At 75.0% G+C, this 26,560-nt stretch carries 27 protein-coding genes; 10 read left to right on the top strand and 17 right to left on the bottom strand.

Annotated features, from left to right (window positions below; genetic code table 11):
* Positions 1–22: 22 nt before the first annotated feature.
* Positions 23–1,354: a geranylgeranyl reductase family protein gene (locus ACFYNX_RS27580; RefSeq protein WP_388665475.1), complete on the top strand. Its 1,332-nt coding sequence runs from the start codon at positions 23–25 to the stop codon at positions 1,352–1,354.
* A 76-nt stretch (positions 1,355–1,430) separates the two neighbouring features.
* On the opposite strand, the gene ACFYNX_RS27575 is transcribed toward ACFYNX_RS27580, so the two are convergent.
* Positions 1,431–1,913, bottom strand: a complete 483-nt coding sequence (locus tag ACFYNX_RS27575) for a nitroreductase family deazaflavin-dependent oxidoreductase (RefSeq protein WP_388665140.1) — start codon at positions 1,911–1,913, stop codon at positions 1,431–1,433.
* 186 nt (positions 1,914–2,099) lie between these two features.
* Between ACFYNX_RS27575 and ACFYNX_RS27570 the strand changes: the two genes are divergently transcribed.
* From ACFYNX_RS27570 to ACFYNX_RS27560, 3 genes are all read left to right on the top strand, one after another.
* Complete coding sequence (locus ACFYNX_RS27570) at positions 2,100–2,795, top strand: TetR/AcrR family transcriptional regulator (RefSeq protein WP_388665138.1); 696 nt, start codon at positions 2,100–2,102, stop codon at positions 2,793–2,795.
* A gap of 133 nt (positions 2,796–2,928) precedes the next feature.
* Positions 2,929–4,128 carry a sensor histidine kinase gene (locus tag ACFYNX_RS27565; protein WP_388665136.1) on the top strand — a complete coding sequence of 400 codons (1,200 nt, stop codon included), beginning with the start codon at positions 2,929–2,931 and terminating at the stop codon, positions 4,126–4,128.
* A 92-nt stretch (positions 4,129–4,220) separates the two neighbouring features.
* Positions 4,221–4,883 (top strand): response regulator, encoded by a 663-nt coding sequence (locus ACFYNX_RS27560; RefSeq protein ID WP_388665473.1) that lies wholly within the window; start codon positions 4,221–4,223, stop codon positions 4,881–4,883.
* A gap of 44 nt (positions 4,884–4,927) precedes the next feature.
* Here the strand turns inward: ACFYNX_RS27560 and ACFYNX_RS27555 are convergent, their stop codons facing one another.
* On the bottom strand, positions 4,928–6,439 hold the full coding sequence (locus ACFYNX_RS27555) for an MFS transporter (protein ID WP_365549462.1): 1,512 nt from the start codon (positions 6,437–6,439) through the stop codon (positions 4,928–4,930).
* Between the two features lie 88 nt (positions 6,440–6,527).
* On the opposite strand from ACFYNX_RS27555, the gene ACFYNX_RS27550 reads away from it, so the two are divergent.
* Complete coding sequence (locus tag ACFYNX_RS27550; protein ID WP_388665133.1) at positions 6,528–6,938, top strand: MarR family winged helix-turn-helix transcriptional regulator; 411 nt, start codon at positions 6,528–6,530, stop codon at positions 6,936–6,938.
* A 54-nt stretch (positions 6,939–6,992) separates the two neighbouring features.
* On the opposite strand, the gene ACFYNX_RS27545 is transcribed toward ACFYNX_RS27550, so the two are convergent.
* From ACFYNX_RS27545 to ACFYNX_RS27535, 3 genes are all read right to left on the bottom strand, one after another.
* The gene (locus tag ACFYNX_RS27545) at positions 6,993–7,481 is read right to left on the bottom strand and encodes a VOC family protein (RefSeq protein WP_365549456.1); all 489 of its coding nucleotides are present in this window, start codon (positions 7,479–7,481) and stop codon (positions 6,993–6,995) included.
* Positions 7,482–7,583: 102 nt separating this feature from the next.
* A complete protein-coding gene (locus ACFYNX_RS27540) occupies positions 7,584–8,333 on the bottom strand; it encodes a maleylpyruvate isomerase family mycothiol-dependent enzyme (RefSeq protein ID WP_388665471.1) in 750 nt (249 codons plus the stop codon).
* 84 nt (positions 8,334–8,417) lie between these two features.
* Positions 8,418–9,650, bottom strand: coding sequence for an MFS transporter (locus ACFYNX_RS27535; protein ID WP_388665130.1), 1,233 nt, complete (start codon positions 9,648–9,650; stop codon positions 8,418–8,420).
* Positions 9,651–10,116: 466 nt separating this feature from the next.
* Here ACFYNX_RS27535 and ACFYNX_RS27530 point away from each other — a divergent pair, with 466 nt between their 5' ends.
* Positions 10,117–11,343, top strand: coding sequence for an ROK family protein (locus ACFYNX_RS27530; RefSeq protein ID WP_365549450.1), 1,227 nt, complete (start codon positions 10,117–10,119; stop codon positions 11,341–11,343).
* A gap of 13 nt (positions 11,344–11,356) precedes the next feature.
* Here the strand turns inward: ACFYNX_RS27530 and ACFYNX_RS27525 are convergent, their stop codons facing one another.
* Complete coding sequence (locus tag ACFYNX_RS27525; RefSeq protein ID WP_388665127.1) at positions 11,357–11,821, bottom strand: SRPBCC domain-containing protein; 465 nt, start codon at positions 11,819–11,821, stop codon at positions 11,357–11,359.
* A 93-nt stretch (positions 11,822–11,914) separates the two neighbouring features.
* Between ACFYNX_RS27525 and ACFYNX_RS27520 the strand changes: the two genes are divergently transcribed.
* Positions 11,915–12,685 carry an SAM-dependent methyltransferase gene (locus ACFYNX_RS27520; RefSeq protein WP_388665125.1) on the top strand — a complete coding sequence of 257 codons (771 nt, stop codon included), beginning with the start codon at positions 11,915–11,917 and terminating at the stop codon, positions 12,683–12,685.
* On the opposite strand, the gene ACFYNX_RS27515 is transcribed toward ACFYNX_RS27520, so the two are convergent.
* Both ACFYNX_RS27515 and ACFYNX_RS27510 read right to left on the bottom strand, forming a co-directional pair.
* A complete protein-coding gene (locus ACFYNX_RS27515) occupies positions 12,658–13,254 on the bottom strand; it encodes a DUF4865 family protein (protein ID WP_388665123.1) in 597 nt (198 codons plus the stop codon). The genes ACFYNX_RS27520 and ACFYNX_RS27515 overlap by 28 nt on opposite strands.
* Positions 13,255–13,331: 77 nt before the next feature.
* Complete coding sequence (locus ACFYNX_RS27510) at positions 13,332–13,922, bottom strand: TetR/AcrR family transcriptional regulator (RefSeq protein ID WP_388665121.1); 591 nt, start codon at positions 13,920–13,922, stop codon at positions 13,332–13,334.
* 169 nt (positions 13,923–14,091) lie between these two features.
* Between ACFYNX_RS27510 and ACFYNX_RS27505 the strand changes: the two genes are divergently transcribed.
* On the top strand, positions 14,092–14,379 hold the full coding sequence (locus ACFYNX_RS27505; RefSeq protein ID WP_365549436.1) for an SHOCT domain-containing protein: 288 nt from the start codon (positions 14,092–14,094) through the stop codon (positions 14,377–14,379).
* A 42-nt stretch (positions 14,380–14,421) separates the two neighbouring features.
* Here the strand turns inward: ACFYNX_RS27505 and ACFYNX_RS27500 are convergent, their stop codons facing one another.
* Both ACFYNX_RS27500 and ACFYNX_RS27495 read right to left on the bottom strand, forming a co-directional pair.
* Complete coding sequence (locus tag ACFYNX_RS27500) at positions 14,422–15,021, bottom strand: ATP-binding protein (RefSeq protein WP_388665118.1); 600 nt, start codon at positions 15,019–15,021, stop codon at positions 14,422–14,424.
* 237 nt (positions 15,022–15,258) lie between these two features.
* The gene (locus ACFYNX_RS27495) at positions 15,259–15,615 is read right to left on the bottom strand and encodes a hypothetical protein (RefSeq protein ID WP_365549430.1); all 357 of its coding nucleotides are present in this window, start codon (positions 15,613–15,615) and stop codon (positions 15,259–15,261) included.
* A gap of 210 nt (positions 15,616–15,825) precedes the next feature.
* Between ACFYNX_RS27495 and ACFYNX_RS27490 the strand changes: the two genes are divergently transcribed.
* A complete protein-coding gene (locus ACFYNX_RS27490; RefSeq protein ID WP_388665116.1) occupies positions 15,826–17,037 on the top strand; it encodes a pyridoxal-phosphate dependent enzyme in 1,212 nt (403 codons plus the stop codon).
* Here the strand turns inward: ACFYNX_RS27490 and ACFYNX_RS27485 are convergent.
* The 3 genes from ACFYNX_RS27485 to ACFYNX_RS27475 form a co-directional block, all read right to left on the bottom strand.
* Complete coding sequence (locus tag ACFYNX_RS27485) at positions 16,997–17,497, bottom strand: SRPBCC family protein (protein WP_365549424.1); 501 nt, start codon at positions 17,495–17,497, stop codon at positions 16,997–16,999. The two genes, ACFYNX_RS27490 and ACFYNX_RS27485, sit on opposite strands and share 41 nt — an antisense overlap.
* 162 nt (positions 17,498–17,659) lie before the next feature.
* Positions 17,660–18,100 carry an SRPBCC family protein gene (locus ACFYNX_RS27480; protein ID WP_365549422.1) on the bottom strand — a complete coding sequence of 147 codons (441 nt, stop codon included), beginning with the start codon at positions 18,098–18,100 and terminating at the stop codon, positions 17,660–17,662.
* Positions 18,097–18,924: a DeoR/GlpR family DNA-binding transcription regulator gene (locus tag ACFYNX_RS27475; RefSeq protein ID WP_388665114.1), complete on the bottom strand. Its 828-nt coding sequence runs from the start codon at positions 18,922–18,924 to the stop codon at positions 18,097–18,099. Before ACFYNX_RS27475 ends, ACFYNX_RS27480 begins: the two co-directional genes overlap by 4 nt.
* A 141-nt stretch (positions 18,925–19,065) precedes the next feature.
* Here ACFYNX_RS27475 and ACFYNX_RS27470 point away from each other — a divergent pair, with 141 nt between their 5' ends.
* Positions 19,066–21,519, top strand: coding sequence for a hypothetical protein (locus ACFYNX_RS27470; RefSeq protein ID WP_388665112.1), 2,454 nt, complete (start codon positions 19,066–19,068; stop codon positions 21,517–21,519).
* Here ACFYNX_RS27470 and ACFYNX_RS27465 read toward each other — a convergent pair.
* The 4 genes from ACFYNX_RS27465 to ACFYNX_RS27450 form a co-directional block, all read right to left on the bottom strand.
* Entirely contained in the window at positions 21,489–23,921 is a 2,433-nt protein-coding gene (locus tag ACFYNX_RS27465; RefSeq protein ID WP_388665110.1) for a right-handed parallel beta-helix repeat-containing protein, read from the bottom strand. The two genes, ACFYNX_RS27470 and ACFYNX_RS27465, sit on opposite strands and share 31 nt — an antisense overlap.
* Before the next feature lie 180 nt (positions 23,922–24,101).
* Positions 24,102–24,710, bottom strand: coding sequence for a hypothetical protein (locus tag ACFYNX_RS27460; RefSeq protein ID WP_365549411.1), 609 nt, complete (start codon positions 24,708–24,710; stop codon positions 24,102–24,104).
* A 110-nt stretch (positions 24,711–24,820) separates the two neighbouring features.
* Positions 24,821–25,645 (bottom strand): MOSC domain-containing protein, encoded by an 825-nt coding sequence (locus ACFYNX_RS27455; protein ID WP_388665108.1) that lies wholly within the window; start codon positions 25,643–25,645, stop codon positions 24,821–24,823.
* Positions 25,646–25,696: 51 nt separating this feature from the next.
* Positions 25,697–26,200, bottom strand: coding sequence for a DUF6643 family protein (locus ACFYNX_RS27450; protein WP_365549405.1), 504 nt, complete (start codon positions 26,198–26,200; stop codon positions 25,697–25,699).
* Between the last annotated feature and the right edge of the window lie 360 nt (positions 26,201–26,560).

The following is a 26,560-nucleotide window of genomic DNA, read 5'->3' as shown; positions in this document are numbered from 1 at the left end:
CGCGGCGGACGTCTGGGACGTCGTGGTCGTCGGCGCCGGTCCGGCCGGCGCGTCCGCGGCCTACGCGGCGGCGGTGGCCGGGCGCCGGGTGCTCCTCCTGGAGAAGTCTGAGCTGCCCCGGTACAAGACCTGCGGCGGCGGCATCATCGGCCCCTCCCGCGACTCGCTCCCGCCGGGCTTCGAACTGCCCCTCCAGGACCGGGTGCACGCCGTCACCTTCTCCCTCGAAGGGCGCTTCGCCCGCACCCGCCGCTCGCGCCGGATGCTCTTCGGGCTCATCAACCGCCCCGAGTTCGACGCGCGGCTCGTCGAGCACGCGCAGAAGGCCGGTGCCGAACTGCGGACGGGCGCCACGGTGACCCGGGTGGAGCAGCACGGGCCGTCGGTGCCGGACCGGCGGACCGCCGCCGTCGTCCTGGCCGACGGCGAGACGATCCTGGCGCGCGCGGTCGTCGGCGCCGACGGCAGTGCCGGCCGCATAGGCGCTCACGTCGGGGTGAAGATGGGCCAGGTCGACCTGGGCCTGGAGGCGGAGATCCCCGTGCCGCCGTCCGTCGCCGAGGACTGGAAGGGCCGCGTCCTCATCGACTGGGGCCCGATGCCCGGCAGTTACGGATGGGTCTTCCCCAAGGGCGACACGCTGACCGTCGGCGTGATCTCGGCGCGCGGCGAGGGGGCCGCCACCAAGCGCTACCTGGAGGACTTCGTCGCCCGGCTCGGCCTGGCCGGCTTCGAGCCCTCGATCTCCTCCGGCCACCTGACCCGCTGCCGCACCGACGACTCGCCGCTCTCCCGCGGCCGGGTCCTGGTCTGCGGTGACGCGGCCGGTCTCCTGGAGCCGTGGACGCGCGAGGGCATCTCGTACGCGCTCCGCTCGGGCCGCCTCGCGGGCGAGTGGGCGGTCCGGGTCGCCGAGGCGAACGATGCGGTCGACGCGCGCCGCCAGGCCCTGAACTACGCCTTCGCCATCAAGGCGGGCCTCGGCGTGGAGATGGCGGTCGGGCGGCGGATGCTCGCCGTCTTCGAGCGGCGCCCGGGACTGCTGCACGCCACCCTCACGGGGCTGCGGCCGGCCTGGAACGCCTTCGCCGACATCACCCGGGGCTCGGCCACCCTCGGCGGCATGGTCCGCTCGAACGGTCTGGCCCGGCGGGCCCTGGAGATCCTGGACAAGCGGTTGGACACCTCGTCCGGCGTCGGCCCGGCGGGCCGGGGCGTCACGGCGAAGGAGCGGGGCGCGCCGGAGCCGGAGGACACGGACGAGACGGGGGCCGTACGGGGCGCGGCGGAGGGCACCGCGGAGGGCGCGGAGGAGACGAAGGGCACGGAGAAGGGCACGGAGACGGGCGTCTGACCCTCCGCGCGTGGCGGTTCGGTACGGCCGCCGGGAAGCGCGATCGACCCGTACGGGCTCCGCCGGCCCGGTCCGCTCACGCGGCCGGGGCGGCGGGGCCCGTCGTCGTGATGCGGAAGACGGGGTGCTTCGGCGCGGCGGCGCGCAGCTCGGCGTCGGAGGAGTCCGGGCCGACCCCGTCGAAGAAGATGCCGACCTCGGCCTTCCAGCGCTTGAGGTAGGCGCGGAGCAGCGGGGGCTTGGCGTCGTCGGCGACCTCGACGGCGGTGAACTCCTGCACGTGCTTGCCGAGGTGCAGCTCTCCGCCTCCGGCCGCCCGCATGTTGTGGGTCCACTGGACGTGGCCGCGGGGGGCCACGAGGTACTGGGCGCCGTCCACCGTCAGGAGGTTGACGGGGGTGCGGCGCCATTCACCGCTCTTGCGGCCGCGGACGGCGAGCACGCGGGAGCCCCAGACGCTGATGCCGCGGCGGGTCGTCCAGGCGACCACGCGGTTGAGGACGTTCACGGTGAACCAGCCGGGCTTCATCACGTGGGTGCCGGTGGGCTGGGCGGACATGGCTGCCTCCTGAGGGCTGCGGGGAGGGGGCGGGTGCGGGGCTTCCGGTGGCGAGAAAATCGTGAGCGGTGCTCTCGCTTGAGATCAGTGTGCACGGTTCGGTGCTCGCAATCAAGAGCGGTGCTCTCGTTTTGTTATGGCGCTCTTGTTTCGTGGCGGTGCTCTGCAAGTGGCACACTGCTCTCCATGACGACAGTCCAAGGAGCCCGCGCCCGCGCCCGCATCGAGATCACCGCCGCCATCAAGGACGAAGCCCGCAGCCAGCTCGCGGCGGAAGGCGCCGCCAAGCTGTCCCTGCGGGCCGTCGCCCGCGAGCTGGGCATGGTGTCCTCCGCGCTCTACCGCTACTTCCCGAGCCGCGACGACCTCCTCACGGCCCTGATCGTCGACGCCTACGACGCCGTCGGCGCCGCCGCCGAGCGGGCCGCCGCCGACTCGGCCGGGCAGCGACCGCTGGACCGCTGGACCGCCGTCTGCCGGGCGGTCCGCGCCTGGGCGGTCGCCCACCCCCACGAGTACGCCCTGATCTACGGCTCCCCGGTCCCCGGCTACAGCGCCCCCCAGGACACGGTCGGCCCCGCCGCCCGCGTCGGCCTCGCCCTGATCGGGATCGTCCGCCTGGCCCACACCGGCGAGGGCGTCGCCCTCCCCCCGCTCCCGGACGCCCTGCGCCCGGAGGCCGAGCGGATCGCCGCCGACATCGCCCCGGACCTCCCCCCGGCCCTCGCCGTCGCGCTCGTCGCCGCCTGGTCGCAGCTCTTCGGCCTGGTCTCCTTCGAGGTCTTCGGCCAGTTCCACCGCGTCGTCGAGGACCGCGACGCCTTCTTCGCCGCGGCCGCCCGCCGCCTGGGCCAGGACGTGGGCCTGCTTCCGCGCGGCTGAACCCGCTCGGCCCCGCGGCCCCGTCCCCCCACCGCCGTCCCCACTCCTGCACCGCCGTACTTCCGGTGGAGTAGGCCAGGCCACCCCCTCGGGCTGACGTCGGTGCGGGGCGGGCGCGGCTAGCGTGGCCGGTATGGACGAGGAGAGGGCGGACCGGCTCCCCGGCGGTCGCCGGAGCCGGTGGGAGCGGGGCGACGGCCGGCTGCCCTGGCGGTCGACGCTGCTGATCGCCCTGCTCGTGGTGGCGGGGAGCGGGTTCGCCGGACGCGACCAGACCGGCCGGGAGGCGCTTGACGCGGCCGGCCGGATCCTGCTGCTGCTCGGAGCGGTCCCGCTGCTGCTCCGTCACCGCAGGCCCGTGCCGGTGGTGTTCGCCGTCGCGGCCGTCACCCTCGGCTACCTGGCGGCCGGTTACCCGTACGGCCCGGTCTTCGCCCTGGTCGCCGTCGCCTGCTTCGCGGCCGTCGTACACGGTCACCGCGCCGCCGCCGCATGGGCCCTCGGCCTGCTCTGGACGGGCCACCTGCTGCTCGCGCACTGGCTCTACCGCCGGCTGCCCCCGGTCGGCGACGGGCCCGCGCCCTGGGGCCAGGAGATCACCGCGGCCGCCTTCGCCGTCGCCGTCCTCGCCGCCTCCGAGGCGATCCGGGAGAAGCGCGAGCAGCGGGCCCGGCGGCGGGCGGACCGGGCCGCCGCCGAACGGCGCCGCGCCGACGCGGAACGGCTCCGCATCGCCCGTGAACTCCACGACGTGCTCGCCCACTCGATCTCCGTGATCAACGTGCAGGCGGGCGTCGGCCTCGCCCTCCTGGACTCCGACCCCGAGCAGGCCCGCACCGCCCTGACCACCATCAAGGCGGCCAGCAAGGAGGCGCTCGGCGAGGTCCGCCAGGTCCTCGACACCCTCCGTACTCCCGGTGACGCCCCCCGCGCCCCGGCCCCCGGCCTCGACCGGCTGCCCGAACTCGTCGAACAGGCCGGGGCCGCGGGCCTCGCCGTCACCGTCGCGACGGACGGCCGGGCCGCTGCCCTGCCGCCCGGCGCCGACCTCGCCGCCTTCCGGATCGTGCAGGAGGCGCTCACCAACGTGGTGCGCCACTCCGGTTCCCGTACCGCCCGCGTACGGGTCGCGTACGGCTCCGGGCGCCTGGAGCTGACGGTCGACGACGACGGCCCCGCCACCGGCACCGAGGCCGGCGGCACCGGCAACGGCCTCGCCGGCATGCGGGAGCGGGCCGCCGCCCTCGGTGGCACCATCGAGGCGGGCACCCGCCCGGACGGCGGCTTCCGCGTCCACGCCGTCCTCCCGCTCGGACCCGAGGAGGCCTCGTGACCGAAGGAGGTCCCGTGACCGAAGGAGGCCCGGTGACCGGAAGCGGCCCGGCGGCCGGAGGAGACCCCGTGACCGAAGACGGCTCCGCCGCGATCCGGGTCCTGCTCGCCGACGACCAGTCGCTGGTACGGGCGGGGTTCCGCGCCCTGCTCGGCGCCCAGCCGGACATCGAGGTCGCGGGGGAGGCCGCCGACGGCGAGGAGGCCGTGGAACGGGTGCGCGCCCTGCGCCCCGACGTCGTCCTCATGGACATCCGGATGCCCCGGCTCGACGGCCTGGAGGCGACGCGGCGGATCACGGACGCCCCGGAGCTCGCCGGGGTGCGGGTCGTCATGCTGACCACCTTCGAGCTCGACGAGTACGTCTTCGAGGCGATCCGCGCCGGTGCCTCCGGGTTCCTCGTCAAGGACACCGAGCCGGACGAACTGCTGCGGGCCGTGCGCGCCGTCGTCCACGGGGACGCGCTGCTCTCCCCGGGCGTCACCCGCCGTCTGATCGAGGAGTTCGCGGCCCGCTCCAGGACCCCGGCGGCCACGGCCGCGCTCGACGCGCTGACCGAGCGGGAGCGGGAGGTGATGGCCCTCGTGGGCATCGGCCTGTCGAACGCGGAGATCGCCCGCCGGCTGGTCGTCAGCCCGCTCACCGCCAAGACCCACGTGAGCCGCGCCATGGTGAAGCTCGGTGCCCGCGACCGCGCCCAACTCGTCGTGCTGGCCTACGAGTCGGGGCTCGTGCGGCCGGGCTGGCTGGGCTGATCCGCCCGGCCGCACCCGTCCCCCGCCCCCGTACCTCCCGACGGTCAGTCGCGGAGGGCGACCTTCGCCGGGGCGGCCTCGGTCACCGGGCCGGCGTCCGAGGAGCGTGCGACCACGACCGACCCGGTCGCCGTGCCCCGCGGCCTCCGCAGCCCCGGCAGGGTGATGAGCAGTCCGGCGAGGGCGATGACCGCGACCACGGCCAGGCCCGGGCGGAAGCCGTCCAGGACCGCCTGCGGGGAGGCGTTCCCGCCGTGCCCGCCGCCCGCGGTGATGACGGCGGTGGTCACGGCGAGGAAGAACGCGCCGCCGACCTGGATCGAGGTGTTGAGCAGGCCCGAGACCATGCCCTGCTCGCGGTCGTCCACGCCGTTGGTGGCCTGGATGTTGAGCGAGGGGAAGACCAGGGCGCAGGCCGCGCCGATGAGCAGCATCGACGGCAGGATCACGGCCGCGTACCGCGGGACGAGCGAGATCCGCAGGAAGAGCGCGTATCCGACGACGAGGAGGGCGAAGCCGGTGGCGATCACCCGGGGCGTGCCGAACCGGTCCACGACGCCGCCGATCTTCGTGGACGAGAGGGCCACGAGCACACCGGCGGGCAGGAAGGCCAGCGCCGTCTGGAGCGCGGACCAGCCGAGCAGCGACTGCATGTACTGGGTCACGATGAACTGGAAGGCGACGTACGAGCCGAAGAACGCCGCCGCGCCGAGCTGGGCCCGGACCTGCGAGCCGGAGCGCAGCACCCCGAGCCGCACCAGGGGGCTCGCGCTGCGCCGTTCGATCAGGACGAAGGCGACGAGCAGGGCGGCGGCCGCCAGGAAGGACAGCAGGGTGCGGGCGGAGGCCCAGCCCGCCTCGGGGGCCTCGACGACGGTGAAGACGAGCAGCAGCATCGCGGACGTGCCGGTGACGGCGCCCGGCAGGTCGTAGCCGCCGGAGGAGTCGTCGCGGGAGCTGTGCGGGATGAGGCGCAGCGCGAAGGCGAGGGCGATCAGGGCGACGGGGGCGGGGAGCAGCATGGTCCACCGCCAGCTCAGCTCCGTGAGCAGCCCGGACAGGACGAGGCCCATGGAGAAGCCGGTGGCGGCGCAGGTGGTGTAGATGGACAGGGCCCGGTTGCGCTGCGGGCCCTCCTTGAAGGTGGTCGTGATGATCGACAGGCCGGCGGGGGCGGTGAAGGCGGCGCTGAGCCCCTTGACGAACCGGCTGGCGATGAGGAGGGGGCCGGAGTCGACGAGTCCGCCGAGCAGGGAGGCGAGCGCGAAGACGGCGAGCGCGATCAGGAAGACCCGGCGCCGGCCGAGCAGGTCGGCGGCGCGGCCGCCGAGGAGCAGCAGCCCTCCGTAGCCGAGGATGTAGCCGCTCACGATCCACTGGAGGGTGGCGGTGGACAGGTCGAGGTCGGCGGCGATCGAGGGCAGGGCGACGCCGACCATGGAGACGTCGAGGGCGTCGAGGAACATCGCGGCGCAGAGCACGAGCAGGGTGCCCCAGAGGCGCGGGCTCCAGCGCCCGGAGTCCGTCGTGGGCGCTTCGGTGAGCGGAGAGGTCATGGGCAGAGACAGTACATGCACGTGCATTGAATGCAAGAGCATTTAATTCCCGTGCAACAAAAGGGGTGGTTTCTGCTACCGTGCGGTCATGGCAGCGAACAAGTCCGAACGCGCGCTCGTGGACGAGTGGCGTGACGTCCTCGCCGTACACGCCCGGACGACCTGTGAGCTCGACCGGGCCCTCCATCCGCACGGGCTCGGTGCCAGTGACTTCGAGGTCCTCGACGTGCTCGCCGAGGGCGGGTCCGAGGGCGGGTCCGAGGGCGGTCCGGCGGCCTGGCGCGTCCAGGAGCTGGCCGACCGCGTCCACCTCAGCCAGAGCGCGCTGTCCCGGCTCGTCGCCCGCCTGGAGAAGGACGGCCTGGTCGCCCGGGGGATGTGTCCCGAGGACCGGCGCGGCGTCCAGGTGAGGCTCACCGAGAAGGGCCTCGACCGCCACACCGAGGTGAAGCCCCTCCAGCGCGAGATCCTGACCCGGATGCTGGACCGGTCTTCCTGAGCCGTCCGGCCCTCCCCGGGGCCGTCCGCCCGACCCTGATCCGCCGGGCGGGCCCTAGTTGGCGAAGCCGCCCTCCGGTTCGATGATCTCCAGGTTGGTGCCGTCGGGGTCGTTGAAGTAGGCGACCTTCGTGCCGAGGGCCGCGTCCGGGGTGACCTCGCCCGCGAGGAAGGTGTAGGGATCGCCCAGGAAGTCGTACCCGGCCTCCTCCATCCGGCGGTGGACCGCGTCGAGGTCGTCGACCCTGAAGCACAGGTGCATGGAACCGGGGCGGTCCGCCCGGCCGTTCGTGCGGTCGCCCGCCGGCTCCCGGAACTCGATGAGATCGATGCCGAGGCCGTCGATGTCGATCGTCGCGTACCGCAGCCTCGCGACCGGGAGACCCTGCGACCGGCCGAAGGGCACGCTGTCCATCGTTCCTTCCGCGGCGGGCTTCCGGCCGGTCAGGGCCGTGTAGAACGCGATCGACGCGTCCAGGTCCGAGACCGAGATCCCGACGTGGGCGGCCCGGGTGAGGTTCATCGGGGTGTCGGCGACAGGCATGACAGGCTCCCTCTTTCCGGCCCCGTGGAGGGCCATCCGGGCCCCATTCTTCCGACGGCCGCGCGGCGCGCATCCTGTCGCGGCGATCCGGGGCCCCCGGCGCTAGCCGATCGCCGACCTCTCCCGCCACAGGCGGACGAGGGAGGCGTCCCCGGTGACCGTGACCGCGTCCTCGGGCAGGCGGTTCCAGAGCGTCAGGTACAGCGACCCGGCCGGTCCGCTCAGTTCCGCGTCCACGGGGGCGGTGGCCGGAGAGCCGGTCGTGCGTTCCGTGCGCGGGGCGTCCGCCGAGAGCCGTACGGTCCAGACGTCGCCGGTGTCCGTCGCCCGCACCCGCAGGGTCCGGGGTTCGGGCGTGCGCACCCGGCTGCGGCTCCGGGCGTGGAAGGCGCCCAGCAGCTCGTCGATCCCGTCGGCGCCGACCGCCGGGGCCACCGGCCCGGGTCCCGCCGGGAGCGCCGATTCCGCGTCCGCGCGGTGGACGGTCGTCTCGTGCGCCTGCCGCCTGGCCCAGAAGGCGAGGGGCGACGGCGCCGGGAGGAACGTCCAGCACTCCAGCTCCTCCGGCGCGGCGCGCAGAGCGGCGACCAGGGCCGCGTGCCCCTCGCGGTAGTGGGCGAGCAGCGCGTCGCCGTCGAGCGCCGGTTCGCCGCCTTCCGGGCGGTACGTGATGTGTCCCTCGGTCACGAAGGCCGTGGCCCAGCGGTGCACCGTCGTCACGTGCCGGAGGAGGTCGCGGACCCGCCACCCCGGACAGACCGGCACCTCCGCGTCCGGCCCGGCCGCGGCCGCCGCCTCCGCCAGGCCCAGGCCCGCGCCGTCCAGCGCCTCGATGTGCTCCGCGACCTTCATCGTCCCCCCGGTGATCATGTCCATGGGGCGGATTCTGGCAGGTGCGAGGTGCGAGGTGCGGGGCGCGGCCCCGGGGCGGGTGCGTCAGACCGTCCGGACGGCCCTGGCGTCCCGGGCCCGGTAGCCCATCACCGCGGCACCGGCGGCGAGCACCGCGACCGTGGTGAGCGCGGCCGGCAGGGAGAACCAGTCGGCGAGGAACCCGATCGAGGGCGGGCCGAGCAGCATTCCGCCGTACCCGAGGGTGGACGCGGTCGCCACCCCGCCGGGGCCGGCGATCGCGCCGGCGCGGGCCACGGCGACGGGGAAGATGTTGGCGAGGCCGAGACCGGTCACGGCGAAGCCGAGGAGCGCGGCCCAGACGGTCGGCGCGAGCGCGCCGAGCAGCATCCCCGCGGCGGCGGTCGCGCCGCCCGCGACCAGGGTGCGGGTCTGCCCGAGGCGTTCGAGCAGCGCGGTGCCGGAGAGCCGTCCCGCCGTCATGGTCAGCGCGAACACGGAGTACCCGGCGGCGGCCACCCCGGGATGGGCGTGCAGGTCCTGGGTGAGGTGCAGGGCTCCCCAGTCGGCGAGCGCGCCCTCGCCGTACGCCGTGCAGAGCGCGATCAACCCGAAGACGAGGACCGTACGGCGCGGGGCCGGGGCACCCGGCCGCGTACCGGAGGCGGTGGACGGGGCGGGGAGGGCCTCGGGCGGGGCGGGGGAGGGGCGGCGCAGGAGTACGGGCCCGGCGGCGGCCGTCAGGGCCAGGCCGGCGACCGTGAGGCCGAGGAGGTGGACGGTGGGGGAGAGGCTTCCGGCGAGCAGCCCGCCGAGCCCCGCGCCCAGCATCCCGCCGAGGCTGAACGCGGCGTGGAAGCTCGGCATCACGGGGCGCCGCAGCGCGGTCACGACGTCCACGGCGGCGCTGTTCATGGCCACGTTGATGCCGCCGTACGCGGCGCCGAAGACCAGCAGGACGAGGCCGAGGGCGAGTGGGGAGCGGGTCAGCGCGGGCAGGACGACGGAGAGCGAGAGGAGTGCGGCGGTGGCGACGGTGACGGCGTGGGAGCCGTACCGGCGGCAGAGCCGCCCGGTCAGCGTCATGGTCACCACGGCACCCGCCGACACTCCGAGGAGCGCGAGGCCGAGGTCCCCGGCCGAGGCGCCGGTCTGCTCCTTGACGGCGGGGATCCGGACCACCCAGCCGGCGAACAGGAAGCCGTCGAGGGCGAAGAAGAGGGTCAGGGCGGAGCGGAGGCGGGACAGGGAACGGGTGGCGGTGTCTCCGCCGGAGTCCCCCGAGACGGCCGTCCGTACTTTGTTTAGTAGCGGCACAAACTCAGGATAGGGGTGAGCGACGGACGAATCAACCGGGGTGGGGCGGTTCCGGGAGCGTGCCGGGCGGGTTTTGTCTGCCATGGGGGGCGAGGCCTGGCCGTGGGGGCGGGCCCTTGCTACGGGGGCAGGCCCTGGCCAGGGAGCCGAACCCCCGCCATGGGAGCGGGCCCTGGCGGCAGGGATGGGCGCCCGGTCGCGGGAGGCCTTCGGCCGCGGGGCCGAGAGTCCGATCGCGGGGTCGGGCTCCCCGACCGCGAGGTCGGGATTCCGGTCGCGGAGTCGAGCGCCCGGTCCCGGAGGGTACGTCTCCGGCCGTGGGGCCGAGCCCCCGATCGCGGAGTCGGGCCCTCCGGCCCCGGAGTCGGGCCCTCCGGCCGTGGGGCCGAGAGGTTCCGGTGGTGGAGGGCGGGCCCGCACCCCCGTGAGGTCGGGGGCGTCGTCCGATCATGGGAGACTCGCCCCCATGAACGGCAAGGCGACGACGACCCGGACACGGCTGGACAGGGGGCGCAACGCGCTCGGCCCCGCGCTTGAGCTGGTGCACACCGGCAGGGCGCCGACCCGGGCCGTCCTCACCGCCGAGCTCGGCGTCACCCGCGCCACCGCCGGGGCCGTCGCCGCCGAGCTGGAGGCCCTCGGCCTCATCCGGGTCGACTCCAACCCCGGCGCCGCCGCGGGTTCCCAGGGCCGCCCCTCGCACCGGCTCGCCGTCGACGAGAAGGGTCCCGTCGCCCTCGCCGCGCAGGTCCACCCGGACGGCTTCCGGGCCGCGCTCGTCGGCCTCGGCGGCACGATCGTCGCCACGGCCCCCGGCAGCGTCGTCGTCTCCGCCGACCCCGCCCAGGTCCTCGGGGCCGTGGTCGAGGCCGGAGCGGTCCTCCTGGCGGAGAGCGGCCGCCGCTGCGTCGGGGCCGGCCTCGCCGTGCCCTCCGCGGTCGCCGAGCCCGAGGGCACCGCCCTCAACCCGCTCCACCTGGCCTGGCCCGCCGGGGCCCCGGTCCGGCAGATCTTCGCCGAGCGGGTGCGGGAGGCCGGCATCGAGGGCCCCGCCTTCACCGGCAACGACGTGAACCTCGCCGCCCTCGCCGAGCACCGCCACGGCGCCGGGCGCGGCGCCCGGGACCTGCTCTGCGTGGCCACCGGCCACCGGGGCGTCGGCGGCGCGCTCGTCCTCGACGGACGCCTGCACACCGGCAGCTCGGGCCTCGCCCTGGAGGTCGGCCACCTGACGGTGAACCCGGAGGGCCGCCCGTGCCACTGCGGCGGTCGCGGCTGCCTCGACGTCGAGACAGACCCGCTCGCCTTCCTCACGGCCGCCGGCCGCGTCCCCGGCCCCGAGGTCTCGCTGCTCCAGCAGTCCCGCGACCTGCTGCGCACCAGCCCGGACGACCCCGGCGTCCGGGTCGCCGTGGGGGAGCTGATCGACCGTCTCGGACTCGGCCTCGCCGGCCTGGTGAACATCCTCAACCCGGACCGGATCGTCCTCGGCGGCCTCCACCGCGAGCTCCTCGACGCCGACCCCGAGCGCCTCCGCGCGGTCGTCGCCGACCGCAGCCTCTGGGGCCGCAGCGGCGGCGTGCCGATCCTCCCCTGCACCCTGGACCACAACAGCCTCGTGGGCGCCGCCGAACTCGCCTGGCAGCCGGTCCTGGACGACCCCCTGGCGGCCCTCTCCCGCGAACCGGTCTGAGGAAGCCGCCCGACTACTCCGGGCGTCCTTCGAGCAGGGCCGCCAGCCGGTCCAGCGCCATGCGGGTGCCGGTCTCGTCGTCGGCGGCGGGGATCGCGTCCGGGACGCCCTCGTGGACGACCAGGACCTCGGTGCCGCCGCCGTCCGGGACCAGGGTCGTCGTCAGGGTCATGGCCCCGTGCAGCAGCGGGTCCGCCGTCTCGAACTCGACGACCTCGACGACCCGTTCGTCCGGCACCAGCTCCACGAAGCGGCCGTGGTACGTGTCCGTGCGCGGCCCCGACTTCCCGGCGCCGTCCTCCCCCTCGTACCGCAGCGACACCCGGAAGGCGCCCCCCTCGCGGGCGTCGAACTCGTGCACCCGGCAGCTCATGCCGTACGGCACCCGCCAGCGCGCGACGGCCTCCGGGTCGAGGAGCGTCCGGTAGACGGCCAGGGGCGGGGCGTCGACGTGGCGGGACACGCGCGTGGTGTACACCCTTCCCAGGCTGGGGCCCGTACGGCGTCTCCGCCCGGGACCGGGGCGAAAACCGGTGGGGCGGAGCGGCCGCACGACGTACCGTTCCGCCCCATGACCTCTTCCGGCTCCGCACTTCCCCCGCGCCTCGGCGGCCTCACCTTCCACGGGCCGCTCTCCGAGGCCCGTGCCGCCCGCGTCCTGGGGCGGCTCGCCGCCTCCGGGCCCGCCGACGTGCTCGACATCGGCTGCGGCTGGGGCGAGTTGCTCCTACGCCTCCTCGACGCCGTTCCCGGAGCCGAGGGGGTCGGGATCGACATCAACGGCGAGGACCTGGCCCGCGGCCGGGCCCTCGCCGAGGAGCGCGGGCTCGCCGGCCGCGTGGCCTTCGTCGAGGAGTCGGCGCTCGGCACCGACCGGGGCCCCGCCGACGCGGTCCTCTGCCTCGGGGCCGGCCAGGCGCTCTGCGACCCCGACCTGCCGTACGACCCCGCCGCCGTCCTGCGCGAACTCCGCCGGCTCGTCCGGCCCGGCGGCCGCGTCGTCCTGGGGGAGGGCTTCTGGGAGCGCGTCCCCACCGGGGCCGAACTGGCCGGGATGTGGCCCGGCGCCCGCGCCGACGACCACCTCTCCCTCGGCGCCCTCGTCGACCTCGCGATCGGGGCCGGTTTCCGGCCCGTCTGGATCGAGACGGCGAGCGCCGAGGAGTGGGAGGAGTTCGAGTCCGGCTACCGGTACGACACGGAGGTCTGGCTCGCGGCCCACCCCGGCCACCCGCTCGCCGCCGAGACGCGCGACCGCGTCGACCGGCAGCGTTCCAGTTGGCTGAACGGCTACCGCGGCGTCCTCGGCATCGCCTATCTGACGCTGGTCGCCACGGCCTGAGCCCCCAGCTCCGCCCGCCCCGGCTCCGACAGGTGGAGCACCCGGAAGCGCTCGCCCTCGCCGGACGGCGCCTCCGGGCCCGCCCACAGGGTGAAGGAGAGCAGCTCCCAGTGGCGCGGGTCCACCGCGAGTGCCGAGGCCACCACCCCGTCCCGGCGTGCCTCCCGCGCGTGCCGGGCCACCGCCTCCGCCACCGCCTCGCCCGGCGGGACCGCCTCCCCGAGCGGGGTCCTGCGCCGGGTCGCGGCGCGCGGCGCCGACGCGGGCGCCGGCCCCTCCGCGTACGCCACGCCCGTCCAGTGCTGCACCACCGGCCGGCCGAAGTCGTTCACGACGCCCTGGAAGCCCGCTCCCCAGAGGAAGGAGTTCATGCCCTCGGGCGTGACCCACAGGTAGAACGGCGCGTACTGGTTCACGGGCGAGTCCGCCCCGCGCTCCCGGACCAGGTACGCCTTCAGGCCCAGGCCCGGGAAGGCGTCGAGCAGATGGCCCCGGGTCGCCACCCGCTCATGGACGACGCCCATGTCGTAATCGGCGGGAAGCGTGATCTCGTACTGCATCGCGTGCACGGAACGGGCTCCGGTTCCTCTTCGGCGCGTCGGATTCGACGGGGCGGATTCGGTGGGTCGGATTCGGCGGGCCGGCCTCAGCGGGCCGGGCGCGGGGCGAGCAGCGCGAGCAGACCGCGTACGGCGCTGTCGAAGGGCGCCGGCGAACCCGTCGCGCGGGCCAGCACGTACCCGCCCTGCACCGTCGCCACGACCGTCGCGGCGGTCTCCTCCGGGTCCAGGGAGCCGTCCAGCTCGCCGCTGTCCCGTCCCTCCCGCACGATCGCGGCGAGACGGGCGCGCAGTCGGCCGATCACCTCCTCGACGGGGGCGCGCAGCTCCGGGTCCGCGATCACTTCGGGGTCCATGGTCAGCCGCCCCACCGGGCAGCCGCGCAGGACGTCGCGCTCGCGCAGCACGTACGCCTCGATCCGGGCGTACGCCGACCCCCCGCCCTCCAGGACCGCCCCGGCCGCCGCGTCCATCTCCCCGGCGGTCCGCCGGATCGCCGCCAGGGCGAGGTTCCGCTTGCCCGCGAAGTGGTGGTACATGCTGCCCTGGCCCGCGCCCGCCGCCTGCTGGACGGCCTTGGGGCTGGTGCCCAGGTAGCCGCGCTCCCACAGGAGTTCGCGGGTCGCCTCGACCAGCCGCTCGGAGGTCTCGTTCGTCCCCATGGCCGTACTGTACATACCAGTAGGTACAGAAGGAAGGAGAGTGGGGAGGACAGGGATGGGGGAGCGGGCGTACTCCCCGTGTCGTACGCGGGAAGCCGCTGCCCGTACGACGCGCGGGACCCCCTCCCGGGGCGACTCTCGGACCGGGGACGTTTCCCCACACGCACCGAGGAGCTGGAACGCCATGAACACACTCGCCCATGCGGGCCCCGGCCCGTGGGCCCTCTTCTTCCCCCTCGTCTGGGCCGTCGCCGTCGTCGGGGTCGTCACCCTCGCCCGCCGCGCCGGGTGGCGCCGGGGCCGGGACCTCCGCGCCGGTCGCGCCGGCGGGCCGGACGAGCACTCGCCGATCGCCCTGCTCGGCCACCGGTTCGCCGCCGGTGAGATCGACGAGGACGAGTACTGGCGGCGCCTCACCGTCCTGGAGGAGCAGTTCGGCCGCGCCGCGGGCCCCAAGGGGCGCGGGGCCTGAGGAGTACGGGGACGGTGACCCGCCCCCGCCCGCCCGGGTCCCTCAGCCCGCCCGGCCCGCCAGGACCGGGCGGGCGGCGGCCACCGCGGGGGCGGGGCTCAGGACCGGTTCGGCCGGGACGCCCAGGGGCACGGCGGGGACCCGCTCGTACCCGGTGAAGGGGCCCTCGGTCGCGGCGCCGTACACGACTTCCTCGCGCGTCTCGACGGGACCGCCCGCGGGCGGCGCCGCGAGGGTGAACCACACGACCTTCCCGTCGCCCTCGCACGGCCGGACGCCCCAGCTCTCGCTGACCGCGCCGACGAGGGCGAGGCCCCGGCCGGAGGTGGCGAGGCCGTCGGCCGGCGCGTCGGCCGGATCGCCGAACGGGCCCTCGGTCCGCGGCAGGCGCGGGTCGTGGTCCCTGACGGAGACCGTGAGCCGGTCGAGCAGCAGCTCGATCTCCACGGTGCACCGCTTGTCCGGCCGGGCGTGCCGGTGGACGTTGGTCAGGAGCTCGGTGACTCCCAGCAGGGCATGGTCGACCAGGGCGTCGAGATGCCAGTGGCGCAGATGCGCCGAGACAATCCTGCGGACCTGTCCGATCCGCTGCGGCAGGGCGTGGAGCTCCACCGCGTAGTACCTGCTCGGTTCGCTGATCACGGCTGCGACTCCCCGAAGTAGTCCGGAAGAAGACGAAGGTTCGGATCTCTCGTGCGGTCCAATGGGGTGACGGTTACAACGTACTGTCACCACCTGTCAACCCTCGGTGAGGTGATTCCAGCGTGGGCCAGGGGTGACCGTCCCGCAACTCACGGCGAACCGTGCCAGGTGGGAGAGGGCCCGGCGCGCCCGGCGCTCACGCCTGGCGTCAACGCCTCCCGGCGCCGGGCCCCTGTCTCAGCGTCGTCCCGCCGCCCGCCTGAGCGCGGCGAGGAAGCGGCCCGATTCCTTCGACTCCTCCGACTCCTCCGAGCCCTTCGGCTGCCCGGAGTCCGCCGTTCCGCCGTCGCGGCCGTTCTTGTGCAGCGTCAGCCGGTACCGGGTGCCGTTCACGGTCGCCACCGCCTCGTCCGGCCCCGCGAACCACGGGCGCCCCGCCCGCACCGCCGTCACCGGCGCGCTGTCGATCTCGCTGCCGTAACTGGTGAGCAGGGCGAGCCGCCCGTCCTCGATCCGCACCTCGCCCGCGCGCGTCAGCGAGCGCAGCCAGCGGTTGATCTCCACGCCCCTGGCGCTGAACTCCGGTTCCTGCATGCCGATCCGCACCTTCCCACCCGTTTTCCCGGATTGCCGCTCCCAGTGTGCCGGGCCGTCCGCGACCGCACCAGTGGCCCTCTCGCACACCCTTCCGCAAGTCTTCCCTATGGAAGGTCAAAGGGAACGTTTGCCCAGGTGAGAGCGGTATTGTCGGCAGTGGAGCACCCGGGGGAGCACCCCCGGGGAAGCGATCGAGGAGAAGCGCGGATGAGCACCACCGAGCACAGTGCGCAGAACGGTTCGCCGGCCACCCCCGGAGGCGCCGTCACCCCCGGCGGCACCGCCGCCCCCGGGGCCACCGCCATCTCCGGAGGCACCGCCACGGCGACCGTCGACGTCGACCGCAGCGACCCCGCCTACCGGGCCTGGCTGAAGGAGGCCGTCCGCAAGGTCCAGGCGGACGCCAACCGTTCGGCCGACACCCATCTGCTGCGCTTCCCGCTCCCCGAGCACTGGGGCATCGACCTCTACCTCAAGGACGAGTCCACCCACCCCACCGGCAGCCTCAAGCACCGGCTCGCCCGCTCCCTCTTCCTCTACGGCCTGTGCAACGGCTGGATCCGGCCGGACAAGCCCGTCATCGAGGCCTCCAGCGGTTCGACCGCCGTCTCCGAGGCGTACTTCGCCAAGCTCATCGGCGTCCCCTTCATCGCCGTCATGCCCCGCACGACCAGCCCCGAGAAGTGCCGGCTCATCGAGTTCCACGGCGGGCGCTGCCACTTCGTCGACGACTCGCGCACCATGTACGAGGAGTCCGCCGCCCTCGCCGAGCGCACCGGCGGCCACTACATGGACCAGTTCACCTACGCGGAGCGGGCCACCGACTGGCGGGGCAACAACAACATCGCCGAGTCGATGTACCAGCAGCTCAGGCTGGAGCGGTACCCGGAGCCGACCTGGATCGTGGCCACCGCGGGCACCGGCGGCACCTCGGCGACCATCGCCCGCTACGTGCACTACATGCAGCACGACACCCGGATCTGCGTCGCCGACCCCGAGAACTCCTGCTTCTTCGACGGCTGGACCCGGCACGACCCGCACGCCACCGCCGACTGCGGCTCCCGCATCGAGGGCATCGGCCGCCCCCGCATGGAACCGAGCTTCGTGCCCGGGGCCGTCGACCGCATGATGAAGGTGCCCGACGCGGCGAGCGTCGCCGCCGTCCGCGCCCTGGAGACGGCCATCGGCCGCAAGGCGGGCGGCTCCACCGGCACCGGCCTGTGGAGCGCCTTCAAGATCGTGGCCGAGATGGTCGCGCACGGGCACACCGGCAGCGTCGTCACCCTGATCTGCGACCCCGGCGACCGCTACCTCGACAAGTACTACTCCGACGACTGGCTGGCCGCCCAGGGCCTGGACATCGCCCCGTACACCGCCGCTATCGAGAGCTTCCTGGCGACGGGGGCCTGGCCGGAGTGAGCCGCCGGTCGAGCCGGCGCGCCGCGCCCCGGAACGACCGCCCCAGGCCCGGCCGCGCGCACCGCAGCGCGAGCCGGAACGCGGCCGGGCCGTCGGCGGCCATCGTCCACCGCAGCGTCGTGCCCCGACCGGCGGGGGAGAGGGCCCATTCCTCCGCCATGGCCGTGGGCCCGGGGGCGTTCGTCGTGTCCACCCGGTAGGCGTAGCGGACCCGGGGTTCGGCGGCCAGGATCGTCTCCTCCAGGGCGATCCCGCCTCGCAGCCGGACGCTGCGGCCCGTCCCGTCGCCCGTCGGGACGGCGGAGGCGAGGGCGGTGAACCAGGAGGGCGTGCTCCCCACCTCCACGGCCAGGGAGCGGTAGACGGCGGCGGGCGGGGCGGCCAGCGTCGCCGTGAACACCAGACGGACGGGCGCGGACGCGGTGAAGTCGAGCTCCACCGGCCTCAGTCGGCGTGCCATGGACCGGACCTCCCGGGGCGTGAGCGGAAGGAGCACCTTAACTGACCTGACGTCAACAGCACAGGAGCCGGGCGGTGTTGACGCCACGTCCACGTCCACGGACCCGGCCCCGGTCAGGGCCACGGCCTCGCCCACGGACGCGACTGCGGCGAGGCCCGCCCCTCACCCCTCCCGCAGCAGCCCGTCCACCGCCCGCCCGAACACCACCCGTCCCGCCCGCGCGAGCACCGGATCGAGGGCCCGCGGCACGCCCCGTACCGCCAGTTCCTCCGTCCACACCACGCGGCAGCCGCCGCCCGGCGCCTCCGTCACCTCGATCAGCGCCCAGCCCCGCACCACACGGCCGTGCTTCTCCAGACGGCAGGCGCCAGGACGGCCCGCCGACGGGGGCTCCCAGCGCACGACCTCCATCGGGTCGTCGAAGGACAGCCGGCCGATCCCGGTCCGGGCGGTGAACCGGGTCCCCACGCCGTTCGGCCCCGGCGTCAGCACCCTCGTCCGGGTCAGCGGCACCCGCCGCCCGTGCGCCGGCCAGTCCGTGAGCCGCCGCCACACCTCCTCCGGGGCCGCCGGCACGGTCCGCTCGACCCGGAAGGGGCTCACGCCCGCTCCTCGCCCGCCACCACGAGCCCCGGCACGTGCTCCGCCACCTCCGCCCGCACCCCCTCGGACAGGCCCCCGTCCGTCACCCAGGTGTCCACCTCGTCCAGCGAGGCGAACGAACTCAGGCCCAGCGTGCCCCACTTGGTGTGGTCGGCGACCACCACCACCCGGCGCGCCGAACGCATCAGGCAGGTGTTCGTCTCGGCCTCCGCCAGGTTCGGCGTCGACAGACCGGCCTCCACCGAGACGCCGTGCACCCCGAGGAAGAGCAGGTCGAAGTGGAGCGAGCGGATCGCCCGGTCCGCCACCGGCCCCACCAGGGCGTCGGACGGCGTGCGCACCCCGCCCGTCAGGACGACCGTCGCCGCCCCGCGCCGCGGCTCGCCCGAGCCGCCCGTCCGCCCCGCCTCGTGGAACACGTCCGCGACCCGCACCGAGTTGGTCACCACCGTCAGGTCCGGCACGTCCAGCAGGTGCCGGGCCAGCGCGTAGGTCGTCGTCCCGCCGGACAGGGCGATCGCCGTGCCCGGCGTCACCAGGGCCGCCGCCGCCCGCGCGATCTCGTCCTTGGCGCTCGGTTCGAGGACCGACTTGGCCTCGAAGCCCGGTTCGTGGGTGCTCGCCTCGATCACCGGAACGGCCCCGCCGTGCACCTTGGCCAGCACGCCCTGCCGGGCCAGCGCGTCCAGGTCGCGGCGGATCGTCATGTCCGAGACGCTCAGACGGCGGGTCAGTTCGTTGACCCGTACGCCGCCGCGCCGCCGGACCTCGTCGAGGATCAGGGCGCGCCGCTGCTCCGCGAGGAGGTTCTGGTTGTCAGTCACCGCCGGGGCCGGTCCTTCCGCAGGGGACGGGGGATATGGGGATGAGGGTGAAATTCGGTGAGGGACCGTGCGCGGCCGCGCGGCCGTCCGCGATCCTGTCTCCGACGTCGCATCTTCCCACCTCATGAGGGAGCCGCCCCAGTGTCCCCTGCCACACCCGCCCCGGAGAGCGGGGACGCGGCGCTCGAACTCCTCGTCCACGGAGTCGGCGGAGCCACCCCCCAGGACATGCTCGACGACCCCAGGACCGTGCGGATCACCGGCGACCGGACCGCCGCCGTGTACCGGCGGATCGAGGACGCCGACGCCGAGGAGCACCCCGAACGGTACGCCGGGCGCCCGGTCCCGGAGGCGTACTGCTGGTCCAATCTCACCTCCGGCGACGGCACCCGCGCGTTATGGCTGCTGCTCCTGCCCTTCATGGTCGCCAACCTCGCGCACTGGATGCGCCCGCCCGCCCCGGGCGGACACCGGCTCGTCCGGCTCTACGGGGTCCTCGTCCGGCTCGTCGCCCTCACCCTCACCGTCCTGCTCACCGCCGCCGCCTGCGAGGTCGCGCTCGACCTGACGGCCTGGCAGTGCGCCGCCGCCCCCGCCTGCGTCGACTCCGCCTCCTGGCTGGGCTTCCTCTCCGTCGAGCGCGGCGGCTGGTGGTCCGTGCCCGGCCGCCGCCTCGCCGTCGCCGCCCTCGTCCCGGCCGTCCTCGTCGGCCTGCTCTGGTACCTGTCCAACCGGACCTGGACCGCGTACGAGGCCCAGCGCCCGCCCACCGGCTACGACACGCCGTCGGCGCAGCGGGACACCGCCACCGTCGACCCGGGCTCCCGCGCCGCCCTCGGACGCCCCGGCTTCTGGTACGGCCGCCGTCTCGTCGCCCGGCTCAGGGCCGCCCACACCGCCGCCGGCTTCCTCACCGTCGCCGCCGCCCTCGTCACGGCCGCCGCCCGCCACGACACCGCCGCCCCCGGGACCGGAGCCGTCCTCGGCCGGATCCTCCAGGCCGCCGTCGCCGCCTTCGCCGTCGTCGTCCTCTGGGTCGTCTGCCGGCGCGGCCGCAGCGAGAACCGCCTCGACCTGCGGCTCGAACGCGCCCTGGTCTCCTGGCTGCCCGGCGCCTCCCTCGCCCTGCTCCTCGTCACCGTCCTGTACGCGGGCTGGTCCCGGCCCGGCTGGGCCTCGTCCGGGACCCTCCCGGGTGACGCCGTCTTCAGCGCCCTCACCGTCGCCCAGGGCGCCCTCGTCGTCGCCCTCGGCGCGGTCGCCCTCCTCCTCCAGCGCCCCCGCCGGGACCCCCGCACCGCCCTGTACGGGCTCGGCGGACCCGCCGTCGCCATGCTCGCCTGTGCCCTCGGCGGGATCATGTCCGGCGGCGTCGCCCAGCGCGTGGCCGACTGGCTCGACGGACCGGCCACCCCCGGCATGGGCGACCCGGGACCCCGGATAAGCCCGCCCGTCCTGCTCAGTTGGCAGGCGTCCGTCATCCCCGTCCTGCTCCTCCTCCTCGCCGTGCCCGCCGCCCTCCTCGCCGCGCGGACCGTGCTCGCCGCCCGGCGCCTGCGCTCCGAGGTCGAGGCCGACTACGCCACCGGCGACGAGCGCGACCCGGTCCGTACGGGACGGATCGCGATCGTCCGGGCGCGGGCGGCGCTCACCGACTCCGCACCCGTCCTCGTCGGCGTCGTCTCCGGCGCCACCCTGTTCCTCGGGGCCGCCTCCGTCGTCGGCGCCTGGGCCAGCGGGAATGTGCCGGGCCGGGCCTTCGACGGCGCCCACCCCGCGATCGCCGCCCTGGCCTCCGCCACCCAGGCCCTCGGCTCCTGGATGATCGGCTTCGGCTTCCTGCTCTTCGTCACCTGGGGCCGCCGCGCCTACCGGGACCCCTCCGCCCGCCGCACCATCGGCATCCTCTGGGACGTCGGCACCTTCTGGCCCCGCGCCGCCCACCCCTTCGCCCCGCCCTGCTACGCCGAGCGCGCGGTCCCCGACCTCACCTGGCGGATGAGCTCCTGGACCCGGCGCACCGGCGGCCGGCTCGTCATCTCCGGGCACTCCCAGGGCAGCGTCCTCGCCGCCGCCGCCGTCTGGCAGCTCAAGCCCGCCACCCGCCGCCGGGTTGCCCTGCTCACCTACGGCTCACCCCTGGAGCGGCTCTACGGACGCTGGTTCCCGGCCTACTTCGGTCCCGAGGCCCTGGGCTCCCTGAACCGCACGGTGCACTGCTGGAGCAACCTCTACCGCGCCACCGACCCGATCGGCGGGCCCGTCCGGGTCGTCGCCGAGGACGGGCGGCCCGCCGTCGACGAGCCGGTCCTGCTCGACCCGGTCGCCTACGGACGCACCCGCGACCACCCGCTGCCCGAACCGATCCTGGGCCACTCCGACTACCAGGCCGACCCGGGCTTCATCCACTGCCGCACCGGCCTCCTCGACCGCCTCCCGCCCGCCGTCCCCCGGCAGCGGGGGGCCGGGGAGCCGCCGGAGCCCTGCGGGAAGGGGGCTTCCGGACCGGGGACCTGCGGGAAGGGCGCCTCCGAAACCGAGGTCTCCGGCAGGGACGAGAGGGATCAGGGCAGCTCGGGCAAGTCGTCCGGGTAGAGCAGGGTCAGGTCGTCCGTGCTCGGCGCGTCGAGCGCGGCGACTCGCCCCGCGTGCCGCTCCACCATCGACTCGAAGGTCTGCCGCGCCGTGCGCCCGTTGCCGAAGGCCGGACCCTTGGGCAGCTTCGCGAAGTAGGCGAGCAGCGCCCCGTCCGTGCCCGGGGCGAGCCGGTACTCGTGCTCGTCCGCCTGCTGCCCCACGATCCGCAGCAGCTCCTCCGGCTCGTAGTCGCCGAAGGTGATGGTCCGCGAGAAGCGCGAGGCCACCCCCGGGTTCACGGTGAGGAACCGCTCCATCTCCGCCGTGTACCCGGCGACGATGACCACCACCGCGTCCCGGTGGTCCTCCATCAGCTTCACCAGGGTGTCGATCGCCTCGCGCCCGAAGTCGCGCCCCGAGTCCTCCGGCGACAGCGCGTACGCCTCGTCGACGAACAGCACCCCGCCGCGCGCCCGGTCGAACGCCTCCTGGGTGCGGATCGCCGTCGAACCGATGTGCTCGCCGACCAGGTCCACCCGGGACACCTCCACCAGGTGCCCGCGCTCCAGGACCCCGAGCGAGGCGAGGATCTCGCCGTACAGCCGGGCCACGGTCGTCTTGCCCGTGCCCGGGTTGCCCGTGAAGACCAGGTGGCGGCGGACCGAGGCCGCCTTGAACCCGGCCTCCCGGCGCCTGCGTCCCACCTCGATCATGTTGGTGAGGGTCCGCACCTCGTGCTTGACGCTCTCCAGGCCCACCAGGGCGTCCAGTTCGCCGAGCACGTCCTGCGAGGAGCGGGCCTCCGGGACGGGTTCCGGCGCCGGGGTCGGAGTCGCGGGCCGGGAGGCCGGTACGGTGCCGAGCAGCCCGGCCGTCCGCGTCTCCGCCAGGACCGTACCGCCGCCGGCCGGGGAGGAGCCGGAGCCGGAGGAGTCGGGTACGGAGGAGCGGACCGCGCTCTCGTCACTGGTGCACTCCTCCGCGACCGCGCCCTCCTCCGGGAACTCGTAACCGCCGCGCGCGCACCGCTCCGTACGGCACTTGCGCAGGGTCGTTCGGCAGCCGTCCGTGACGTGGAAGCCGTACCCGCCGCTGCCCGTCACCCGGCAGCCGTGGAAGGAGCCGCGCCCCTCCGCCGACACGTAGAAGCCGGCCTCGGCGGGCGAGGTGACCGTGCACCGCTCGATCGTGGGGTCGGCGCCCTTGGTGACGATGACCCCGGTCTGCACGGAGTCGATCGTGCAGCCGGACAGGGTGCCGCCGCTGCCGTGGTCGCGGAACCAGGCGCCCGTGGACGCCTCCCGGATCCGGCAGTCGTCGAGCTGGGCCGTCGCCCCGTCGCTCACCGACACCGCCGTGTTCCGCACCTGCGACAGGTCGCTGTCGACCACGTCCACGCGCGAGCCCCGGTCGAGGACGAACAGCGCGTCCGGCACGTCGTGCACCCGGCAGGCGTCGAGGACGGCGGTCGCCCCGTCGCTCACCCACACCGCCGGGTAGTCGCCGGTGCTGTCGTGGATCTCGCACTGGTTGGCGTCCACCCGGGTCCCCGGGTCCCACACCGACAGGCCGTTGCGGCCGAAGCGGCGGACGGTCGACCGGGTGAGCGTCAGGACCGAGCGCGAGCGCAGGTCGACCGCGTTCTCCGGGACGTCGTGGATGTCGCAGTCGGAGAGGGTGAGGACGGCGTCGGTGTCGAGGGTGATGCCGTCCGCCGACGTGCGGTGCACCGAGGAGTCGGTGAGGTGGGCGGTGGCGCGGGAGGCGATCTGGAGCCCGGCGCCCTTGATCTCGTACACCTCGCAGCCCACGCCCTCCAGGGCGCTGCCCTCGCCGGTGACGGCGATCCCGGCGCCGGAGGCGTGGTGCACCCGGCAGCGCTCCAGGCGTGGGTGCGCGCCGCCCCGCACCGAGACGCCCGCCTGTCCGGCGGACACCACCTCGCACTCCTCGAACACCCCGCCCGCGCCGTCGAGCACGGCGATGCCGATCCCCGCCGCGTTGTCGACCGTGCAGCGGCGGACCGTGGGCCGGGCGGCGCCCCGCACCTCGATCCCGGCGGCCGAGCGGGTCATGATCCGCAGGTCGAGCAGCTCGGGCGTGCCGTCCTCGACGAGCAGCGCGGGCGCCGCCACGTCCTGGCCCTCGACGTGCAGGTCCTGGAGGACGACGGAGGCGCGCAGGGTCAGCGGGACCCCGTCCGGGGGCGCGATCCGGACCGAGCCGACCCCGCCCTCGGGGCCGCGCAGGGTGACGGCCCGCCGCACCACCAGGTTCTCCCGGTAGGTCCCCGGGGCGACGGTGAGCACGTCCCCGTCGCCCGCGGCCTCCAGGGCGGCGGCGAGGGAGGGGTACTCACCCGTGCGGCGCCGCCACCGCGATGTGCCGGTGTGCGTCACCTGGACCGTGCCCTGTGCCATGGGTGTGTCCTGCCCCCGCCTCATGCCTCGCCGCTGATCCGATGCCCCACCGTAGCGCGCGCGGCGGCGTGGGGATGACGGGTCGCGTACCCCCGTCCGCACCGGGAACGCACCGGGTGCCCGGGGCGCGTCACCGCCGGTCCGGGGCGGTCCGGAGCGGTCGGGACCGGTCGGACCCGATCAGCTTCCGGTGCCGGTGCGGCCCCAGTCGGGGCCGGTCGCGGCCCACGCGCGGTCGAGGCGCGCGTACCGCAGCAGGACGAGCCGGCGGACCGCGAGCCGGCGGACGGTCTCGACCAGGAGGCCGGTGAGGAGCGCGGCCGTGAGCCCCGCGGTGATCGCGTGCGCGCGGGCGGCGTCCGGGCGCAGCGGCGGCGCCACCGGGCGCCCGGTCCGGTCCGTCCACAGGGCGAAGGTGTCGCCGGGGGCCGAGTGCCGCCGGGCCGTCGTCACCGTCCCCGTACGGGACGAGCCGTCCGGGGCCGTCCAGCGGGCCACCACGGAGCGGCGCAACCGCTCCTCCCCGCCGGCCTCGGCGGTCCGGGGCCCGCTCGCGGGCGCGTCGGCGGCCCGCACCACCCGGGCCGTCGTCGGCGTCCGCTGCTCCTGCTGCGCGCGGACCGCCCGCCGGAGCGTCTCGTCCGCGGACGTGCCGGTGCGCAGGCCGACCAGGGGAGCCGCGACGCAGAGCAGGACGACGGCGACGAGGGCGATCCACGCCTCGACGAGGTCCGTGGTCCGGCGCAGGGGGTTGCGCCGCCAGCGCCGGAGTCCCAGGGCTGCGCGCACGTCCGGCCCCCCTCGTTGTTCGCGGCTTCTCCAACGAGTGTGCCCCGGGGCCGCGTTCCCCGCCCGTCGGGGCGGCGAAGTGTGACGCGCGCCCCGCCCGCGGGGTGGGGTCAGTCCAGGACCTTGACGGCGTCGCCGACCCGGACCGTGCCGGTGTGCTCGGGGACGAGGTTCTGGCCGAAGAGGACCCGGCCGTCGCTCCTGCGGTGCCGGGCGAGGGTCCGCAGCGGCTCCTTGCCGCGCGCGGCGGTGAGCTGGTCGGTCGTGGTGACGACACAGCGTCCGCAGGGACGGGCGACCCGGAAGGTGACCTCTCCGACGGCGATCCGGGTCCAGTCGTCCTCCGCCCAGGGCCCGGTCCCCCCGACGACCAGGTTCGGCCGGAACCGGTTCATCGGCAGGGGGCCCTCCTCGGCCCGGTCGCCCCGGGCGATCAGGGAGTTGAGGGCGTCGAGCGAGGCGGTGGTGGTGACGAGCAGCGGATAGCCGTCCGCGAAGCTCACGGTCTCGCCGGGCAGCGCGTACGCGGGGTCCACCGGGCGCCGGTGCTCCGGCGCGTCCATGTGGACGAGCCGGAAGTCGCCCTCCAGGAACGCCGAGAGCCACACGGCCGCGCCGGGACCGGCCGGGACGGCTTCCACCGGCTTGTCGAACACGTCCACCGTGATCGTGGCCGAGGGGTGCGGCACCTTGACCGCCAGCGGCGGGTGTCCGGGCGCGGACAGGACGATCCCGCCGCCGGGCAGCGGTTCGGCCGCGGCCAGCGCCGTCCGGGGGTGACGGCGTTGGGTCACGACCTTGCCCGCCGCGTCGACGACGGCCCAGCGACGGTCCCCGGCCAGTCCCCAGGGCTGTACTTCGGCCTCCGCGTACGTCAGCGCGCGCATGGCCTTCACCGGGTGGACGTGGACGGAGCGGAGCACGGGAGAGGACATGGAGTCATCCTGCCAGCCGCCCCGGTCCGGGGACCCGTCGATGTGCCGGGGTCAGTAATTCCCGCCCTGGTAGGGACGGTTGTACGGGTCCGCGTAGGGGCCGGGGGCCGGTACCGGAGCGGGCCGGGGCGCCGCCGGACGCATCGCCTCGTAGCCGGCGGCGGCCGGGCGGGGCTGCTGCTGCGGGTACGGGCCGCCCGGGTAGCCGCGCGGGGCCGACGGCTGCTGCGGGATGTACGGGGCCGGAGCCTGCTGCAGGGGTACGGGGGCCATCTGCGGCGCGGGCTGCGGGTAGCCGTAACCGCCGTTGTAGGCGGGGGCGGGCTGCGGGGTGGGCGCCGCCGGGAGGGCGGGCAGCGCCGAGGAGAGCGCCGGCAGGTAGGAGCCGCTTCCACCGGTGGGGAAGCTGCTGCCGGTGTCGTAGGCGGCGGGCACTCGGATCGGGGCGATCTGAGGCGTGCCCCGCTCCGCGACCAGGGAGTCGTAGATCGGGGTGTCCGGGAAGGACGGCGCGGTGTGGTAACCGCCTCCATAGGTGGAGCGGGGGGAGGTCATGGCCATAAGTTAAGCCCACGATGTGCCGCTTGGGGAGACCGATTAGAGGGTTGTTTGACGGGCTTCGTGAAGCAGTGGATCCCCAATCCGATCGAACGTGACAAAACGGGACGGCGTTCTGTCTCAAGATCACGTAAAAGCCGAGTTCGGAGGGGGTTACCGGCCGGTCGGCGGCGTCGTCGCCCCGTCCGGTGCCCCCGGCATGAAGAACGCATAAAGAAAAGGTGCCGGGAGGGCACGGCAGAAGTGATCATGGGCATGATTGCCCGCTCTTCTTCGGCGCCCTTGATTGACCGTCAAGTCGGCGCCTCGGGGGTGACGCGTACGCGCCGAATTGACGGCACTACTCCCCGTCATTGA

Origin of the sequence: Streptomyces sp. NPDC007872 (assembly GCF_042868165.1) — a bacterium.
Taxonomy (GTDB): domain Bacteria; phylum Actinomycetota; class Actinomycetes; order Streptomycetales; family Streptomycetaceae; genus Streptomyces.
Note: the sequence above shows the minus strand (reverse complement) of the source record. Positions and strands in the feature narration are given on the sequence as shown.

What these genes read in the sequence shown, in the direction of transcription:
- ACFYNX_RS27575 (WP_388665140.1), bottom strand. Translation starts at nt 1,913, where the DNA reads ATGTCCGCCCAGCCCACCGGCACCCACGTGATGAAGCCCGGCTGGTTC.
- ACFYNX_RS27570 (WP_388665138.1), top strand. Translation starts at nt 2,100, where the DNA reads ATGACGACAGTCCAAGGAGCCCGCGCCCGCGCCCGCATCGAGATCACC.
- ACFYNX_RS27565 (WP_388665136.1), top strand. Translation starts at nt 2,929, where the DNA reads ATGGACGAGGAGAGGGCGGACCGGCTCCCCGGCGGTCGCCGGAGCCGG.
- ACFYNX_RS27555 (WP_365549462.1), bottom strand. Translation starts at nt 6,439, where the DNA reads ATGACCTCTCCGCTCACCGAAGCGCCCACGACGGACTCCGGGCGCTGG.
- ACFYNX_RS27550 (WP_388665133.1), top strand. Translation starts at nt 6,528, where the DNA reads ATGGCAGCGAACAAGTCCGAACGCGCGCTCGTGGACGAGTGGCGTGAC.
- ACFYNX_RS27545 (WP_365549456.1), bottom strand. Translation starts at nt 7,481, where the DNA reads ATGCCTGTCGCCGACACCCCGATGAACCTCACCCGGGCCGCCCACGTC.
- ACFYNX_RS27540 (WP_388665471.1), bottom strand. Translation starts at nt 8,333, where the DNA reads ATGAAGGTCGCGGAGCACATCGAGGCGCTGGACGGCGCGGGCCTGGGC.
- ACFYNX_RS27530 (WP_365549450.1), top strand. Translation starts at nt 10,117, where the DNA reads ATGAACGGCAAGGCGACGACGACCCGGACACGGCTGGACAGGGGGCGC.
- ACFYNX_RS27520 (WP_388665125.1), top strand. Translation starts at nt 11,915, where the DNA reads ATGACCTCTTCCGGCTCCGCACTTCCCCCGCGCCTCGGCGGCCTCACC.
- ACFYNX_RS27510 (WP_388665121.1), bottom strand. Translation starts at nt 13,922, where the DNA reads ATGTACAGTACGGCCATGGGGACGAACGAGACCTCCGAGCGGCTGGTC.
- ACFYNX_RS27505 (WP_365549436.1), top strand. Translation starts at nt 14,092, where the DNA reads ATGAACACACTCGCCCATGCGGGCCCCGGCCCGTGGGCCCTCTTCTTC.
- ACFYNX_RS27495 (WP_365549430.1), bottom strand. Translation starts at nt 15,615, where the DNA reads ATGCAGGAACCGGAGTTCAGCGCCAGGGGCGTGGAGATCAACCGCTGG.
- ACFYNX_RS27490 (WP_388665116.1), top strand. Translation starts at nt 15,826, where the DNA reads ATGAGCACCACCGAGCACAGTGCGCAGAACGGTTCGCCGGCCACCCCC.
- ACFYNX_RS27485 (WP_365549424.1), bottom strand. Translation starts at nt 17,497, where the DNA reads ATGGCACGCCGACTGAGGCCGGTGGAGCTCGACTTCACCGCGTCCGCG.
- ACFYNX_RS27465 (WP_388665110.1), bottom strand. Translation starts at nt 23,921, where the DNA reads ATGGCACAGGGCACGGTCCAGGTGACGCACACCGGCACATCGCGGTGG.
- ACFYNX_RS27455 (WP_388665108.1), bottom strand. Translation starts at nt 25,645, where the DNA reads ATGTCCTCTCCCGTGCTCCGCTCCGTCCACGTCCACCCGGTGAAGGCC.
- ACFYNX_RS27450 (WP_365549405.1), bottom strand. Translation starts at nt 26,200, where the DNA reads ATGACCTCCCCCCGCTCCACCTATGGAGGCGGTTACCACACCGCGCCG.